This is a genomic window from Streptomyces sp. enrichment culture (assembly GCF_964273255.1).
Taxonomy (GTDB): Bacteria; Actinomycetota; Actinomycetes; order Streptomycetales; family Streptomycetaceae; genus Streptomyces.
This window is the reverse complement of the sequence record NZ_OZ186835.1, coordinates 2416340-2431979: the sequence shown is the minus strand read 5'-3', so window position 1 is coordinate 2431979 and position 15640 is coordinate 2416340. Positions and strand designations below refer to the sequence as shown.

The 15640-nt window shown below is 75.4% G+C and carries 15 protein-coding genes; 11 read left to right on the top strand and 4 right to left on the bottom strand.

The features are described from left to right. Nucleotides 1-12 precede the first annotated feature (12 nt). From ACSU53_RS10325 to ACSU53_RS10295, 7 genes are all read left to right on the top strand, one after another. Complete coding sequence (locus ACSU53_RS10325; RefSeq protein ID WP_437026643.1) at nt 13-960, top strand: helix-turn-helix domain-containing protein; 948 nt, start codon at nt 13-15, stop codon at nt 958-960. Nucleotides 961-1254: 294 nt separating this feature from the next. Further along, complete coding sequence (locus tag ACSU53_RS10320) at nt 1255-1926, top strand: phosphotransferase (protein ID WP_437026641.1); 672 nt, start codon at nt 1255-1257, stop codon at nt 1924-1926. A 59-nt stretch (nt 1927-1985) separates the two neighbouring features. After that, nucleotides 1986-2891: an N-acetyl-1-D-myo-inositol-2-amino-2-deoxy-alpha-D-glucopyranoside deacetylase gene (gene mshB / locus ACSU53_RS10315; protein ID WP_437026639.1), complete on the top strand. Its 906-nt coding sequence runs from the start codon at nt 1986-1988 to the stop codon at nt 2889-2891. Continuing rightward, nucleotides 2888-3301: a DUF6113 family protein gene (locus ACSU53_RS10310; RefSeq protein WP_437026638.1), complete on the top strand. Its 414-nt coding sequence runs from the start codon at nt 2888-2890 to the stop codon at nt 3299-3301. Before mshB ends, ACSU53_RS10310 begins: the two co-directional genes overlap by 4 nt. 192 nt (nt 3302-3493) lie before the next feature. Then, complete coding sequence (locus ACSU53_RS10305) at nt 3494-5683, top strand: hypothetical protein (RefSeq protein ID WP_437026636.1); 2190 nt, start codon at nt 3494-3496, stop codon at nt 5681-5683. A 230-nt stretch (nt 5684-5913) separates the two neighbouring features. Beyond that, on the top strand, nt 5914-7257 hold the full coding sequence (locus tag ACSU53_RS10300; RefSeq protein ID WP_437033105.1) for a sensor histidine kinase: 1344 nt from the start codon (nt 5914-5916) through the stop codon (nt 7255-7257). Further along, the gene (locus ACSU53_RS10295; RefSeq protein ID WP_437026634.1) at nt 7254-7868 is read left to right on the top strand and encodes a response regulator; all 615 of its coding nucleotides are present in this window, start codon (nt 7254-7256) and stop codon (nt 7866-7868) included. Before ACSU53_RS10300 ends, ACSU53_RS10295 begins: the two co-directional genes overlap by 4 nt. A gap of 99 nt (nt 7869-7967) precedes the next feature. On the opposite strand, the gene ACSU53_RS10290 is transcribed toward ACSU53_RS10295, so the two are convergent. After that, the gene (locus ACSU53_RS10290) at nt 7968-8819 is read right to left on the bottom strand and encodes a transglutaminase family protein (protein ID WP_437026633.1); all 852 of its coding nucleotides are present in this window, start codon (nt 8817-8819) and stop codon (nt 7968-7970) included. Nucleotides 8820-8836: 17 nt separating this feature from the next. After that, nucleotides 8837-9919: a GNAT family N-acetyltransferase gene (locus ACSU53_RS10285; RefSeq protein ID WP_437033103.1), complete on the bottom strand. Its 1083-nt coding sequence runs from the start codon at nt 9917-9919 to the stop codon at nt 8837-8839. A 140-nt stretch (nt 9920-10059) separates the two neighbouring features. Here ACSU53_RS10285 and fdxA point away from each other — a divergent pair, with 140 nt between their 5' ends. Continuing rightward, nucleotides 10060-10377, top strand: coding sequence for a ferredoxin (gene fdxA / locus ACSU53_RS10280; protein ID WP_004926152.1), 318 nt, complete (start codon nt 10060-10062; stop codon nt 10375-10377). 133 nt (nt 10378-10510) lie between these two features. After that, complete coding sequence (locus tag ACSU53_RS10275; protein WP_437026631.1) at nt 10511-11608, top strand: bifunctional succinyldiaminopimelate transaminase/glutamate-prephenate aminotransferase; 1098 nt, start codon at nt 10511-10513, stop codon at nt 11606-11608. Nucleotides 11609-11850: 242 nt separating this feature from the next. Here ACSU53_RS10275 and ACSU53_RS10270 read toward each other — a convergent pair whose 3' ends face one another. Further along, a complete protein-coding gene (locus ACSU53_RS10270) occupies nt 11851-12231 on the bottom strand; it encodes an ATP-binding protein (protein WP_437026630.1) in 381 nt (126 codons plus the stop codon). Between the two features lie 272 nt (nt 12232-12503). Then, nucleotides 12504-13523 (bottom strand): heavy metal transporter, encoded by a 1020-nt coding sequence (locus ACSU53_RS10265; RefSeq protein ID WP_437026628.1) that lies wholly within the window; start codon nt 13521-13523, stop codon nt 12504-12506. Nucleotides 13524-13606: 83 nt separating this feature from the next. Here ACSU53_RS10265 and dapE point away from each other — a divergent pair, with 83 nt between their 5' ends. Together dapE and ACSU53_RS10255 are read left to right on the top strand one after the other, a co-directional pair. After that, nucleotides 13607-14686, top strand: a complete 1080-nt coding sequence (gene dapE / locus ACSU53_RS10260; RefSeq protein ID WP_437026626.1) for a succinyl-diaminopimelate desuccinylase — start codon at nt 13607-13609, stop codon at nt 14684-14686. A gap of 117 nt (nt 14687-14803) precedes the next feature. Further along, complete coding sequence (locus ACSU53_RS10255) at nt 14804-15562, top strand: TIGR00730 family Rossman fold protein (protein WP_437026624.1); 759 nt, start codon at nt 14804-14806, stop codon at nt 15560-15562. Nucleotides 15563-15640: the final 78 nt, after the last annotated feature.

The window sequence follows — 15640 nt, the reverse complement described above, 5'->3', positions numbered from 1 at the left end:
GACACCTTCCCGATGGGTAACCAGAACCCTAGCGTGCGCCCGCACGCCCAGGCCCGCGTTGCGGGCGACAAGCAGCCCGACCGGCGGCCGGGCACGGCCCGCCGCACCGGCGGGCTCCAGCACGACAACACCCGGCACACCACCCGCTTCACAGTGATCGGCAACCACCTCGCCCAGCACCGCGAACTCTCCCTGCTGGCCATCGGGCTCGGCACCCACCTCCAGTCGCTGCCGAAGGGCGCGGCGGCCGACATCAAGACCCTCACCGCACGGTTCCCCGAGGGGGCCACCCGCATCGCTGCCGCCCTGCGGGAGCTGGAGTGCCACGGCTACCTGCGCCGCGAACGCGTCCGCATGCCCTCCGGCCGCATCGTGACCCGCACGGTCTCCTGCAACCAGCCCGCGGCGGCCCGCGCCCATCCCGGGCCCCGTCCCCGGACTGCCGACCGGCCGGAGCCCCCGGCAGCGCCGGAACCGCCGCAGCCGCACCCGAACCCGCCCCGGCCCTGCGGAGAGCGGCCCCCGCAGGCGGCCACCGGCGCGCCCCGCAAGCCGCTCCCCACCGTGCCCCGCCCCGAGTGCCACGTGCCCGGTCTGTTCCGGGCCGCCGCCGACCTCCTCGCGGACCTGCGGCGCCACCACCCGCAGCTGCTCCTCTCCGTGCCCGACACGGCCCACCTGACCCCCGGCGTCGCCGCCTGGCTGGAGCGGGACGTCACCCCTGCGGCCGTACGCCGTGCTCTGACCGCCGACCTGCCGCCCGAGGGGCTACGGCGTCCCGCCGCCTTCCTGGCGCACCGCCTCACGGCCCAGCTCCCGCCCCCGGCCCGGTACCGCGCACCGGCCGCCGCTCCACCGCCCGCACGGACGCGGCCTCCCCTGCGGAACTGCGACGGCTGCGACCGTGCCTTCCGTGCACCCGAGCCCGGTCTCTGCCGCGAGTGCCTCGGGAGGGCGTAGGGCGCGATCAGGCGCTCCGGTGCAGTCGGAGCCGGTGTCTGCGCCCGGGCCGTGCGCAGGAGGGCACCGTCTGCACGGCCACCATCACCCACTTCGACCCGCCGCGGCTGTTCGCCTTCGACGAGCACGACCCGGACGGCACGGAGGTGGAGTTCGACGACCACCGAACTCGCGGCGCGGCTCGCCACGGCTTCCGCCTGAGGCGAGCGGCGCGCCGTCGGGCCGGGGTGGTCCGAGTCCGCTCCGGCGCGCGCCGCATTGGCTGCCGGGCACCGTCCGGACAGACTGCCCGCCATGGAGCTGATAGGCCGGGGACGGGACGCGGACGTGTACGCCCTCGACGGGGCCAGGGTGTTGCGGCGCTACCGGGAGGGGGGACCGACGGAGCGGGAAGCACGGCTGATGACGCACCTGGCGGTCTGCGGGTATCCCGTGCCGAAGGTGTACGAGGCCGCCGGGGCCGACATGGTCCTGGAGCGGCTGACCAGGCCGACGATGGTGGACGCCCTGGCCAGGAGCCCGTGGCGGGTCGGCGCCCTCGGCCGGATGCTGGGCGGTCTGCACGACCGGCTGCACGCGCTGCCCGCGCCCGAGTGGCTGCCCCGGCGGTTCGCGACGGCCGATGACGACCGGGTGCTGCATCTGGACCTGCACCCGGGCAACGTGGTCCTGACCCGCCGTGGACCCGTGGTGATCGACTGGCGCAACGCGGGAGCCGGGGACCCCGCCGCGGATGTGGCGATGACCCTGGTGACGGTCGCCTGCGCGGACATCCCCGGGGTGGCGGCCCGCCTGGGACGCCGCCTGCTGGTGCGGAGTGTGCGCAGGGGCACCGGGACCGACCCGGGCGGACGGATCCGGGACGCGGCCGGGGCCAAGCTGCTGGCCGACCCCAACCTGACGCCCGTGGAAACGGCGCGACTGCGGCGCCGTGCCGGAGGCCGGGCGGGGGAGTCCGGCCCCTGACCGGCCGGACCGCCCCGGGCCGGGCCCGGGTGCCCGTCCCCTCCTCATAGGGTGGACCCATGACCGAATCGCCCTCTCCCAGCCCCGAGCCGGGGGAACCCCCGGCCGGCTCCGCCCGGCGTCTGCTGCTGGTGCACGCGCACCCGGACGACGAGTCGATCACCAACGGGGCCACCATGGCCCGGTACGCCGCCGAGGGGGCCCACGTCACGCTGGTCACCTGCACGCTCGGGGAGCGGGGCGAGGTCATCCCGGCCGGGCTGGCCCACCTGAGCGGTGCCGCCCTCGGGCAGCACCGGATGGGCGAGCTGCGCGAGGCGGCGCGGGCGCTCGGCGTGACGGACGTGCGCCTCCTCGGCGGCGCCGGGCGCTTCAGCGACTCCGGGATGATGGGGCTGCCGGACAACGACGACCCCGGCTGCTTCTGGCAGGCGGACGTCGACCGGGCCGCCGGACTGCTCGCCGAGGTGATCCGGGAGGTGCGGCCGCAGGTCCTGGTCACCTACGACGACAACGGCGGTTACGGGCACCCCGATCACATCCAGGCCCACCGCGTCGCCATGCGGGCCGTGGAGCTCGCGGCCGGGGAGGGCGGCTGGACGGTCCCCAAGGTCTACTGGACCCGCGTGCCCCGCTCCGTGGCCGAGGAGGCCTTCGCGCGGCTCGCCGACGACCTGCCGGCCCTGCCCTTCGACCGGGCGGCCTCCGTGGACGACGTTCCCGGTGTCGTCGACGACGCACGCGTGACCACCGTGATCGACGGCACCGCCCACGCCGCCGCCAAGGCCGCCGCGATGCGCGCCCACGCCACCCAGATCACCGTGGCCGAGCCGTACTTCGTGCTCTCCAACGACCTGGCGCAGCCGCTGTTCACCACCGAGTACTTCGAGTTGGTGCGCGGCGAACGCCCCCATGCGCCGGAGACCGACCTGTTTGCCGGAATCGGAGCCGGGGAGACCCCATGAGTGACCGGACCTCCTCCCTGCTCACCCAGCCGCCGCGCCCCCCGTCCGGCCGGCGGATCGCCGCCCTCCTGGGCCTGTTCGTGCTCGGCGCCGTGGTCGCGCTGGCCGGGGCGCTGGTGCAGGCGGGCTGGTTCCCGGCGGGGCTGCTGCTGGCCCTCGCGGGCGAGGCCGGACTGTGCCTGGGCGCCTCCCGCGCCCTGCGCTCCCGCAGTGGGGGCGTGGCCGCCGCCGCGGGCTGGACGCTCGCCGTCGTCCTGCTCACCACCAGCCGCCCGGAGGGCGACTTCCTGTTCGCCGCGGGAAGCGGTTCCTACCTCTTCCTGCTCGGGGGCATCGCCGTTGCTGTGATCTGCGCCACCCTGGGGCCCGGACGGCAACCGGACGGCGGTCCCGGCCGACTTGGCACATGACGTACTGCTTCGCCGCTCCACGGGCGTGCGGGTCCGGTGCGGGTTTCCCCAGGAGTCGTGGGAAAGCGGCCGGATGCGGCCAGTATGGTGGTGCGCGCCGCCGAGCCTCCCCCGAACTCGGCCTCGCCCGAGCCGGGGGGATCTCCGTCGTGAGGTCGAGACGGGCGGCGGAGCCAACCGGGAGAACCTGCCTTGAGTCGTGAAACTGACACTCCGTCCACCGGGCCCGACGGGCGCGGGGGAGCCGCCTACCCGTCGGGCACCCCGCCCTACGGCATCCCGGCGATTCCGGACGAGGGTACGGACGCGGGCCGTTCGGCCGCGCGGCCGGAGGAACGCAAGACCGAGACCACGCTGACGACCCGGATCCGGATCAACATCCCCGGATCCCGGCCCATTCCGCCGGTCGTCGTGCGTCAGCCGGTCAAGGACAAGGACAACCAGGGCGCGGACGACCGGAGCACGGCGAACGGGCCCGGCACGGACGGCGGCACGCCTGCCCCCGGGCCCGACGCGTCCGCCGGACCGGCCGAGGCCCCGGCCGCGCCCGGCGCGCCCGCTCCGCTGCCGACCCGTCCCACGGGCGGCCGGCCGAGCACCCCGAAGACCGAGGAGAAGCCGACCAGCGACTGGTTCGCGCCCCGCAAGTCCCCGGCCGCGAAGGGCGGTACGGGCTCCGGTCCCGCCAACGGGTCGGCCCCGGCGGCCGGTTCCGGCACGGCCGGAGGCGGTTCCGGCGCGGGCGGCGGCACCGCGAACGGCGTCCCGGGTCCCGGTGCCCGGGCGGGCGCCGGACGTCCCGGTGGTGTCGTCGGCGGCATGAACGCCCCGGGCGGCTCCCGGCCCCAGGGCACGAACGGTTCCGCACCCGGCACCGGCTCCACCAACGGTGCGGGACTGCCCGGCGCGACCGGCGGCCCGGTGGCTCCGGGGCACGGCGGCGGCACCGGCTCCTTCGACGTGACCGAGGCCCTGGCCGGCGGCACGCGACCGGGTCAGGGCGGCGCGGGCGAACCCGGCCGCGACGACCTGCCCTACTTCCCCGAGGGCGGCCCCGCCGGCCCCACGACCGGTCCCGTCACCGGGAGCGGCCGTCCGATGGGCGGGCCGGGCGGAGCGGACGCCCCCGGGCGGCCGGGAGGCGGCCCCGCCGGACCGGGCGCCCCGGGCGCGCCGGGCCAGGGCGGCGTGCCCGGCGGGGGACTCAGCGACGACACCGCGATCCTCACCCCGCAGATCCAGGTGCCCGAACCGGGCCCCGGCTACGGCGCCCGCCACGACAACGTCTCCGGGAACACCGTCACCAGCGGCATCCCCGTCGTCCCGGCCAGTGCCGCCTTCGACGCGGACACCCCGGCCGGCGGCCCGCGGGCCCACACGCCCCCCAAGCTGCCCGAGCCGGGCCCCGCGCCCGCCGCGAGCTCGTCGAAGCCGTCGAAGAAGAAGGGACGCAGCAAGCTGGTCCTGCTCTGCGGCGGCCTGGTCTTCCTCGGGGGCGTCGCCTACGGCGCCGGCCTGCTGATGAACCACTCCGACGTGCCGAAGGGCACCAGCGTGCTCGGGGTCGACATCGGCGGCGGCACCCGGGACGACGCCGTGCAGAAGCTGGACGCGGCGCTCGGCGACCGGCTGAACGAGCCGCTGAAGCTGACCGTGGGCGGCAAGACCGTCGAGCTGGAGCCGGACAACGCCGGACTGCAGTTCGACGCCGACGCCACCGTCGCGGACGCCGCACAGAGCGACTACAACCCGGTCTCCGTGATCGGCTCCCTGTTCGGCAACCAGCGGGCCGTCGACCCCGTCATGCCCGTCGACGAGGAGAAGCTGCACGCCGCCCTGAACGACGTCGGCGGCACGGCGTCGAACACCGACGGCACGATCAAGTTCGTGTCGGGCAAGGCCGTCGCCGTGTACGGCAAGCCCGGCGAGGGCATCGACGTCGACAAGTCGACCGAGGTGGTCGCGGCGGCCTACCGCACCCAGGTGGAGACCGGCGCCTCGTCCCCGGTCACCGTGCCGACGACGACCCGGCAGCCCACGGTCAGCAAGGCCGAGGTCGACCGGATGATGAAGGAGTTCGCCGAGCCGGCCATGTCGGCCAACGTGACGGTGCAGACCGACGCGGCCCACTCCATCCCGATGAGCCCCGAGAACTCGCTGTGGAAGTTCCTCCGGGTGGAGGCGGTGAACGGCAAGCTGGTCGACAAGCCCGACCTGGGCGCGTTGAAGAAGCTGTACGGCCAGACCTTCGACGGCGTGCTGATCACCCGGGGCAACGGCGAGAAGACGCCCGTCACCCCGCAGGACGTGTACGGGGCCCTGCGCGAGGCGCTGATGAGCAAGACGGACCGGGTCGCGGTGATCGAGACCGATCCCAGCTGACGCGTTTCGCCTGACACCTGTCAGCCGCCGCCCGCCCCCCGGCGGACGGCGGCCTGACGGCCGTCTCGCCACGGCCCCCGCCGTCCGCCCCGGCGGTATGACATCCGTCATCCGCCGGCCGGGACCCGGGGCACTGCCCCCGGGGCGTCCGGCCGGGCCAGGATGGTCGTATGAGGACAGCGACGAGGGCCACCGGCAGCAGCTCCTACGGAGGGCTGGGCGCCGCAGCCATGGGCAAGCGCCCGGAGAACCGCAGGCAGTGGCTGGTGAAGGCGCTGTGGTCGGGCATCTGGCTGGTCTTCCTCAGCGCACCCGTGGTCGACCTCCTGGACGGCGGCCACGGCCCGGCCGCCCAGGTTCTCGGCTGGACCGGGCTCGTCGTCTTCGTCGCCTGCTACCTCGCACTGGTCTTCCGCACCGGGCGCACCGAACGCAACGGCGCCGTCCTGCTGGTGCTCGCCCTCCTCTGCGCGGAGTCCGGCGCTCTGGTCCTGTTCCTGGGCCGGGAGTGGCTGGTGCTGTTCGTCTACGTGGCCATCGCCTCCGGCGCGGCCCTGCCCCTGCGGCTCGCCTGCTGGACCATCCCGGGCGCGTCGGCCCTGATGGCGGGCGCGGCGCTCGTCGTCCCGGAGGGGAGGGTGTTCCTCGCCGGGCTCCTCGTGCCCGCGCTGCTCGGCGGCTTCGCCATGACCGGCGTGCGCGAACTCGTCCGGACCACGATCGCGCTGCGCGAGGCCCGCGCCACCGTCGCCCAGCTCGCCGCCAACGAGGAACGCCTGCGGCTCGCCCGTGACCTGCACGACCTGCTCGGCCACTCGCTCTCGCTGATCACGCTCAAGAGCGAGCTGGCCGGCCGGATGCTGCCCGGGCAGCCGGAGCTCGCGGCCCGGCAGGTCGCCGACATCGAGCAGGTCAGCCGCCAGGCCATGACCGACGTGCGGGAGGCCGTCACCGGCTACCGGCGTCCCCGGCTGGGCAGCGAGATCGCCGGCGCCCGGATGGCCCTGGCGGCCGCCGGGGTCCACGCCGACCTGCCCGCCGACGCCGGCCTCGCGGACGTCCCCGAGGAGAGCGAGTCCGCCCTGGCCTGGGCGCTGCGGGAGGCCGTCACCAACGTCGTCCGGCACAGCGGGGCCGGTCGCTGCACGGTCGAACTGCTGCGCCGCCGCACGGTGGAGGGCGAACCGGTGCTGGAACTCTCCGTCGAGGACAACGGCTCCGGCTCGGCGGGCCCGCGCGGCGACGGCCCGCACCGCGACGGCCCGCGCGGCAACGGCCTGACCGGCCTCGCCGAGCGGCTGCACGCGGCCGGCGGCACCCTGGAGGCCGGTCCCACCGGGCAGGGCTTCCGGCTGGTCGCCCGGGTGCCGCTGACGGCACCGGAGCCGGACGCGGCGGACCCGGCGCCGGACCGGGGCGCGGAACCGGGGGCGGAGTCCGGCGCGGGCTCCGGCGCGGAGGGCACGGGCTCGGGGCCGGACCCGGGGCCGGGGGCGAGCCCGGGAGCGGGCGCCCGGCCGGAACAGGGCGGCCCGGGGGCGGGCCCGGGCGCGGACGTAGGATCCCGCGCATGAGCCGCACGATCAAGGTCCTGCTCGCGGAGGACCAGTCGATGGTCCGCGAGGCTCTGGCCGCCCTGCTGGGCCTGGAGGACGACATCGACGTCGTCGCGCAGGTCGCCCGTGGCGACGAGGTGCTGGCCGCGGCCCGCGAACACGCCGTGGACGTGGCCCTGCTGGACATCGAGATGCCCGGCGCGAACGGCATCGAGGCCGCCGCGCTGCTGCACCGCGAACTGCCGGACGTGAAGCTGGTCGTGCTCACCACCTTCGGCCGGCCCGGCTACCTGCGCGGCGCCATGGAGGCCGGTGCCGACGCCTTCCTGGTCAAGGACGCCCCGGCTGCCCAGCTCGCCGCCGCGGTGCGCACCGTGCTGGCCGGGGAGCGGGTGATCGACCCGACCCTCGCCGCGGCGGCCCTGGCGGACGGGGCGAACCCGCTCACCGAACGGGAGCGCGAGGTGCTGCGCGCCGCCGCCGACGGCTCCACCAACGCCGAACTCGCCGGTGCGCTGCACCTGTCCCAGGGCACCGTCCGCAACTACCTGTCCACCGCCATCCAGAAGCTGGCCGTCCGCAACCGCACGGAAGCGGTCCGGGTGGCCCGGGAGAAGGGCTGGCTGTAGCGCCCGGACGTGCCGGCCGGGCCGCAGCCCCGGCGGCCCACGGCACGGCCGCGGAGGGGCGCGCGCCGGGCTCCGCTCCGGCGGCCCGGTCCGGTCCCGCTAGTTGAGCAGCGCGCGGGCGGCCCGGGCCTGGCCGCGGATGCGGTCCGCGGCCGGTTCGTCCACCGCGGCCACCACCTCGGCGTACGCCTCCAGCTCCGCGGCGCCGTCCGCGAAGGCGCCGCGCTGCACCAGCAGCTGGGCCCGCTCGTAGCGCAGCCGCGCCGGGTGCGAGGGGAGCAGCAGGGACAGGTCGAGGGCCCACAGCGCCACGGCGGAGTGCTCGGGCCGGGCCGCCGCCCAGGCGCGGATGTTGTTCAGCACGCGCAGCACGACGTCCAGCGGATCGGCCGGCGTCAGCATCGACGGGTCCAGCGAGCCGCCGGTGGTCCCGGCGACCAGCAGGTCCGCGTCCGCCCCGGTCAGCAGCCGGCCCCCGTCGAACGGGTCGGCGAGCACCGGCGGTCCCTCGTGACCGAAGCCGACGACGAAGTGACCGGGCAGGGCCACCCCGTACACCGGGGCCCCGGCGCGCCGTGCCACCTCCATCCACACCACCGACAGCAGGATCGGCAGCCCGCGCCGCCGCCGCAGCACCTCGTGCAGCAGCGACGACTCCAGGCGGCGGTAGTCGGCCGGGGTGCCGTGGAACCCGCAGCGCTCGCCCAGCAGGTCGCGCAGGGCGAGCGCCCACGCGCGCGGGCTGCCGGGCCGGTGCGGGAGCAGCCCGGCCAGCCGGTCCAGTTCGATCTGCGCGGCGTCCAGGCCCGGCTCGTCCAGCGCGCCGTCCGCCTCGGCGGCCAGGAGCAGGCACAGCGTGGCCAGGTCGGGCCGCTCGGACCTGGCCTCCTCCGCGAACCGCCGCCGTACGTCGGCGGAACGCCCGGGGGAGGGCGGCTGGGGTGACGGCATGACGGGTTCCTGCCCTCTCACGGTGTTCCGTCACCGGCCGCGGCCGGAGCCCGCGGTTCCGGTTCCGGTGCCCGGTGGTAGTGGTACGCGTGGTGCACGGTGAAGCCGAGCCCGGCGTACAGCTGCCGGGCGGCGGTGTTGTCCAGGTCGACCTGGAGCCAGGCCGCCGACGCGCCCTCGTCGAGCGCCCGGCGGGCCAGCGCGGCCATCACCGCCGTCGCCAGCCCCTCCCGCCGGCGCCCCGGGTCGACCACCACCGCGGCGAACCCGGCCCACCGGCCGTCCACCACGCAGCGCCCGATGGCGGCGGGCGTGCCCGGTCCGTCCCCGGCCGTGGAGGGGGCGCCGGGGACGGTGGCGAACCACACCGACGGTCCGCCGCCCAGCACCCGCAGGCCCACCTCCTCGGCGCCCGCGCGCCCGTACCGGGCGAGCCACGCGCGGTCCACCGTCCGGGACAGCTCCACCCGGGCCGGGTGCGCGGGCAGGTCGGCGAGCGGGGCGAGGGCGCCCACCCACACCTCGGAGGTCACCTGGAGGATCCAGCCCCGCCGTTCCAGCTCCGCCGCCAGCAGCTCCTGCGTCCCCTGCGCGCCGGTCGCGGTCTGCACCTGGGCGGGCAGCCCGCGCTCCGCGTACCAGGCCCGTACGGCACGGAGGGCCTCGTCCAGCGGCACGCCCGGGTCGCCGAGCGGCAGCACCGAGTTGGCGCGCCGGGTGAAGCCCGTCCGGTGCCCGCCCTCCCCGCCGGCCGCCGCGCGCAGTTCCCAGTCGCCCAGCCGCGCGCTCTCGACCGGCGGCCACCCGCGCGCGGCGGCCCGCGCCAGTTCCTCGTAGGTGGCGGCCGGTCCACGGCGGCGCGCCGGGGCGGACGGCACCGTCTTGCCGGCGACCAGCACGGATTCCGGTATCCGGACGTTCTCGCCGGTCCTCCGTGTGATCCGCAGCACACCCTCGTCCCATGATGTGAGAACGCCTACCGTGTCGGTGAACTTCTCACCCGAGGGACCATGTTCGATCAAGCTCCGTACGGAGACCCGTTTCCCCACGTCAGCGGGGGTGATGCGGACCTCCGGACGGTCGGCCGCGAAGAATTCCACAGGTCGGTCCACCCCTCCTGTTCGGATCATGCCCAGGAACGGAGATACTAGGGGCGGGCATCGACGACGCCGCGCTCCCGCGCGCCAGGCGGCGGAGCCTGAGGAGGCCCGCCAGCGCCCTATCGAGGAGGAACGACAGCGTGACCTACGTCATCGCGCAGCCTTGTGTCGACGTGAAGGACAAGGCGTGCATCGAGGAGTGCCCGGTCGACTGCATCTACGAGGGCCAGCGGTCCTTGTACATCCACCCGGACGAATGCGTCGACTGCGGCGCCTGTGAACCGGTCTGCCCGGTCGAGGCCATCTTCTACGAGGACGACACTCCCGAGGAGTGGAAGGACTACTACAAGGCGAACGTCGAGTTCTTCGACGAGCTCGGATCGCCCGGCGGCGCCAGCAAGCTGGGTCTGATCGAGCGGGACCACCCGTTCATCGCCGCGCTGCCGCCGCAGGCGTAACCCGCCCCAGCGGCCCGCACCGACGTGCCGCCTCGGTCCCGTACGGTCCGGCCGCCCCGGCCACCGCACGGGACCGAGGCGTGTGCGGGACCAGAACCGGACCTGAACCGGACCAGAAAGGGAGCCCGTACTCGTGTCCGTAGTCTCCGACCGCCTGCCCGCCTTCCCCTGGGACAAGCTGGAGCCCTACAAGGCGACGGCCGCCGCGCATCCGGACGGCATCGTCGACCTGTCCGTCGGCACTCCCGTGGACCCGGTGCCCGAGGCCGTCCAGAAGGCCCTGGTCGCCGCCGCCGACTCCCCCGGCTACCCCACGGTCTGGGGCACCGCCGAACTGCGCGACGCGATCGTCGGCTGGGCCGGACGCAGGCTGGGTGCCCGCGATCTCACCCACCGGCACGTCCTGCCCGTCGTCGGCTCCAAGGAACTGGTCGCCTGGCTCCCCACCCAGCTCGGGCTCGGCCCCGGCGACCGGGTCGCCTTCCCGCGCCTGGCCTACCCGACGTACGAGGTGGGCGCCCGGCTGGCCCGCGCGGAGCACGTGGCCTACGACGACCCGACCGCGCTGGACCCGTCCGGACTGAAGCTGCTCTGGCTCAACTCGCCGTCCAATCCCACGGGACGGGTGCTCTCGCGGGAGGAGCTGACCCGGACCGTCGCCTGGGCCCGCGAGCACGGCGTCCTCGTGCTGTCCGACGAGTGCTACCTCGAACTGGGCTGGGACGCCGAGCCGGTGTCGGTGCTGCACCCGGACGTCAACGGCGGCCGTCTCGACGGGATCGTCTCCGTCCACTCCCTGTCCAAGCGGTCCAACCTCGCCGGGTACCGGGCCGCCTTCCTCGCCGGCGATCCGGCGGTCCTCGGGCCGCTGCTCCAGATCCGCAAGCACGGCGGCATGATGACGCCGGCGCCCACCCAGGCCGCCGCCGCGGCGGCCCTGCGCGACGACGAGCACGTGCGCGTGCAGCGCGAGCGCTACGCGGCCCGCCGGGATGCCCTGCGGGAGGCCCTGACCGGCCACGGCTTCCGCATCGAGCACAGCGAGGCGGGCCTGTACCTGTGGGCCACCCGGGAGGAGTCCTGCTGGGACACGGTCGCCGACCTGGCCGGCCGCGGCATCCTGGTGGCCCCCGGCGACTTCTACGGCCCCGCCGGTGAGCGGCACGTGCGCATCGCCGTCACCGCCACGGACGAGCGGGTCCGGGCCGCGGTGGACCGCCTGACGGCGTGATGACGCGGCACTGACCCGGCGCCGACGCGGCACCGCCCCGGCGCCGACGCCCGGCGCGCGGGCCGGCGCGGGTCGGCCGCGGCGCCCGTCGGGCGTCCGACGGCACCCGGCGTGCCGCCCGGCCGCACCGCGGTCACCCGGCCACGGGCCGGCGCCCAGGACGTCCGACGGGCCCGGGGAGAACTCCCCGGGCCCGTCGGACGTAGGCGGCCGTGTACCGGCCGTGTGCGCCGTGCCGCGGCTCAGCCGAGCGGCAGGTCCTGGACCGGCAGGGTCTTGGCCGACGGCAGGCCCCGCGAGGTGAGCGAGTCGGTCGGCAGGTCGCCGCCCTCGGTCGCCGCGCCCGCGGTGTCGCCCAGCACGTCCCCGGCGGAACCGGCCACGCCGCCGGCCGCCTCCTGCGCGACGGGGGCGGCCTGCTCGACGGCCTTGCCGCCGGTGTCGCCCGCCACCTCGGTCACGGTCCGGGTCGCGCCGTCCAGGGCGGTCACCCCGCCGAGGTCGGGGGCGGCCGGGAGCCCGGGGGCCGCACTGGCGGTACCGGCCGCACCGACCCCGGCGGCCGCTCCGGCGGCGACCAGCAGCGCGGCACGGGCGATCCGACGGGTCAGGGGGAGGGACATGGTGCTCCTTCGAGGAGGAAGAACAGCTCGGACGCCGTGACTACCGCTCGAAGGCCGGGAAGGTTGCGGCGCGCCCGGGTAAAGACTCGGTAACGCGTCGCATTATCGGATCGGGAGGAAAGGGGACGAAGGCCGTCCGGGCGAGGCGGGTGCAGAATCGCTTCAGCCCCGTGGGCGCAGGGCCGGCCCCGCCGTCGGCCGGGTCTGCGCGCCCGGCCCCGCACCCGTCAGCACGGGGCATCGCGCATGACCCCTGCGAGTGAGCGCCCGCACTACCGCCCGGTGGTGATCCGCACCCGGTCCGGCCTGTCGGCGGGCTTGCCGGAGCCCTTCGCGTCGTCCTGGCGCCACGTGCTGTCGGTGGTCCCGGCCACCCAGACCCGGCCCGCGTAGGAGACGCGCTGTATGCGGAGCTGGGAGGCGTTGGCCACGGCCCAGTGCGCGAGCTGCCAGCCCCGGGTCCCGGCCCTCCGGGGACCGCCGGCCGCCCGGTCCCGCCCGTCGTCGACCGGCAGCGTCAGGGTCCGTCCGTCCGGCTCGACCGTCACGTCGGGGGCGCTCGGGGACGGCGTGGGCGTCGCCCCGGCACCGCCCTCCGCGCCGGCCGGGGCGCCGACCTCCGCACCCGCCGGCTGGATCAGGTCCCGCCCGAAGTCCCGGGCGAGCGCGGCCTGGACGGCCTCCGTGCCCGACGCACGCGACGCGCCCGGACGCCCCTCGCAGGTCAGGGTCGCCCCCGAGCGTCCGGTCAGCGCGGCGGCCAGCAGGGCGGCGTCCGGCTCGTGCTTGGCGTACGCCTGCGGGAACCCGCTGCGCTGCACCTTCTGCGCGGCCACGGTCAACGGCAGCCGGGTGTAGCCCGGCACCTTCTCCAGCCCCTCGTAGAACTTCTCGGCCGAGTGCACCGGATCCATGATCTCCTCCGGCGTGCCCCAGCCCTGCGACGGCCGTTGCTGGAACAGGCCCAGCGAATCCCGGTCCCCGTAGTCGATGTTGCGCAGCGTCGACTCCTGGAGCGCGGTCGCCAGCGCGATCGTCACGGCCCGCTCGGGCAGGTCGCGCGCGGTGCCCACGGCGGTGATCGTCGCCGCGTTCACCGCCTGCTCCGGCGTGAACTCGTAGGTCGCGCCGTCGCCCTTGGCGGACACGACCTTGCATCCCGGCCCGCGCCCGCCCCCCGTGACGTACTGCACCACGAGGTATCCGGCGACCGCGAGCATCACCACGAAGGCCGCCCCGAAGCGGAAGAGGCGGCCCCGACGTCGTCTGGAAGGAAGCGGCGGCTCTGACACGCCTACAAGGTACTGGAGAGTACGCACCCCTGTGTGCCGGGTGTGGACAGTCGTCCGGGACCTGCCGCGTTAGGGTCGGGGCCATGGCCGACACCCCGCTTGACCTCACGCTGGACGCCGCGCGCCTGACCGCGCAGCTCGTCGACTTCCCGTCCGAGAGCGGCAACGAGAAGCCGCTCGCGGACGCGATCGAGGCCGCCCTGCGCGCCCTGCCGCACCTCACGGTCGACCGGTACGGCAACAACGTGGTGGCCCGCACGCACCTCGGGCGGGCGGAGCGCGTGATCCTCGCCGGGCACATCGACACCGTCCCGATCGCGGACAACGTCCCCTCCCGCCTGGACGACGACGGCGTGCTGTGGGGCTGCGGCACCTGCGACATGAAGTCCGGCGTCGCCGTCCAGCTGCGCATCGCGGCCACCGTCCCGGACCCCAACCGCGACCTCACCTTCGTCTTCTACGACAACGAGGAGGTCGCCGCCGACCTCAACGGCCTCGGACACGTGGCCGAGGCGCACCCCGAGTGGCTGGAGGGCGACTTCGCGGTGCTGCTCGAACCCTCCGACGGCCAGGTCGAGGGCGGCTGCCAGGGCACCCTGAGGGTCCTGCTGCGGACCAGCGGCGAGCGGGCGCACTCGGCGCGCTCCTGGATGGGCTCCAACGCCATCCACGCCGCCGCCCCGATCCTGGAGCGCCTGGCCGCCTACGAACCCCGGTACCCGGTGATCGACGGCCTGGAGTACCGCGAGGGCCTCAACGCCGTCGGCATCTCCGGCGGGGTGGCCGGCAACGTCATCCCCGACGCGTGCGTGGTCACCGTCAACTTCCGCTACGCCCCCGACCGCACGCCCGAGGAGGCCCTGGCCCACGTGCGCGAGGTGTTCGCGGACTGCGGGGTGGCCGAGTTCACCGTCGACGACCACAGCGGCGCCGCCCGGCCCGGCCTGTCCCACCCGGCCGCCGCCGCGTTCATCGAGGCGGTCGGCGGCACCCCGCAGCCCAAGTACGGCTGGACCGACGTCTCCCGCTTCTCCGCGCTGGGCGTCCCGGCCGTCAACTACGGCCCCGGCAACCCCCACTTGGCGCACCGGCGGGACGAACGCGTCGAGACCGCCAAGATCCTCGCCGGCGAGGAGCGGCTGCGGTCCTGGCTGACGGCATGATCGGGATCACCCGGCTGTGGTTTACACCGGTGCATCGCGGACATGCTGAGGTCCCCTGCACGTAACCCGCGTAGATCTACGCTGAGGTGGAACAACTGGCACACGGAGGGAGCGCGCATGGCTACTGGCAACCCGGAGGGCAAGCAACAGCCACCGCAGGAGCAGCGTCTCGGTCCCGTGCTCCGCAGGCGGGACCAGGTGCAGACGAGCACCACCGACCAGCGGCTGCTGGACGAACGCGCCCCCAGCGGCTGGGTGCACACCGACCCCTGGCGCGTGCTGCGCATGCAGTCGGAGGTCATCGAGGGCTTCGGCTCGCTCTCCGAGCTCCCGCCCGCCATCAGCGTCTTCGGCTCCGCGCGCACCCCGGTGGACTCCTGGGAGTACGAGACCGGCGTCAAGCTGGGCCGCGGCCTGGTCGAGGCGGGCTTCGCGGTCATCACCGGCGGCGGCCCCGGGGCCATGGAGGCGGCCAACAAGGGCGCCCTGGAGGCGAACGGCGTCTCGGTCGGCCTCGGCATCGAGCTGCCCTTCGAGCAGGGCCTGAACCCCTACGTCGACATCGGCCTGAACTTCCGGTACTTCTTCGTCCGCAAGCTGATGTTCGTCAAGTACGCCCAGGGCTTCGTGGTCCTGCCCGGCGGCCTCGGCACGCTGGACGAGCTGTTCGAGGCCCTCACCCTCGTCCAGACGCAGAAGGTCACCCGCTTCCCCATCGTCCTCTTCGGCACGGAGTACTGGGGCGGCCTGGTCGACTGGCTGCGCGGCACGGTCATCGCCCAGGGCAAGGCGGCGGAGAAGGACCTGCTCCTCTTCCACGTCACGGACGACGTGGAGGAAGCGGTGGCGCTGGTCTCCAAGGAGGCGGGCGTCTAGGCACCCCGGGGCGCAGAGGCTCCGGGGCCCGGTGCGTGCGTCCCCCGCCCGGACGGGACGGCACCCGGACGCGGACAG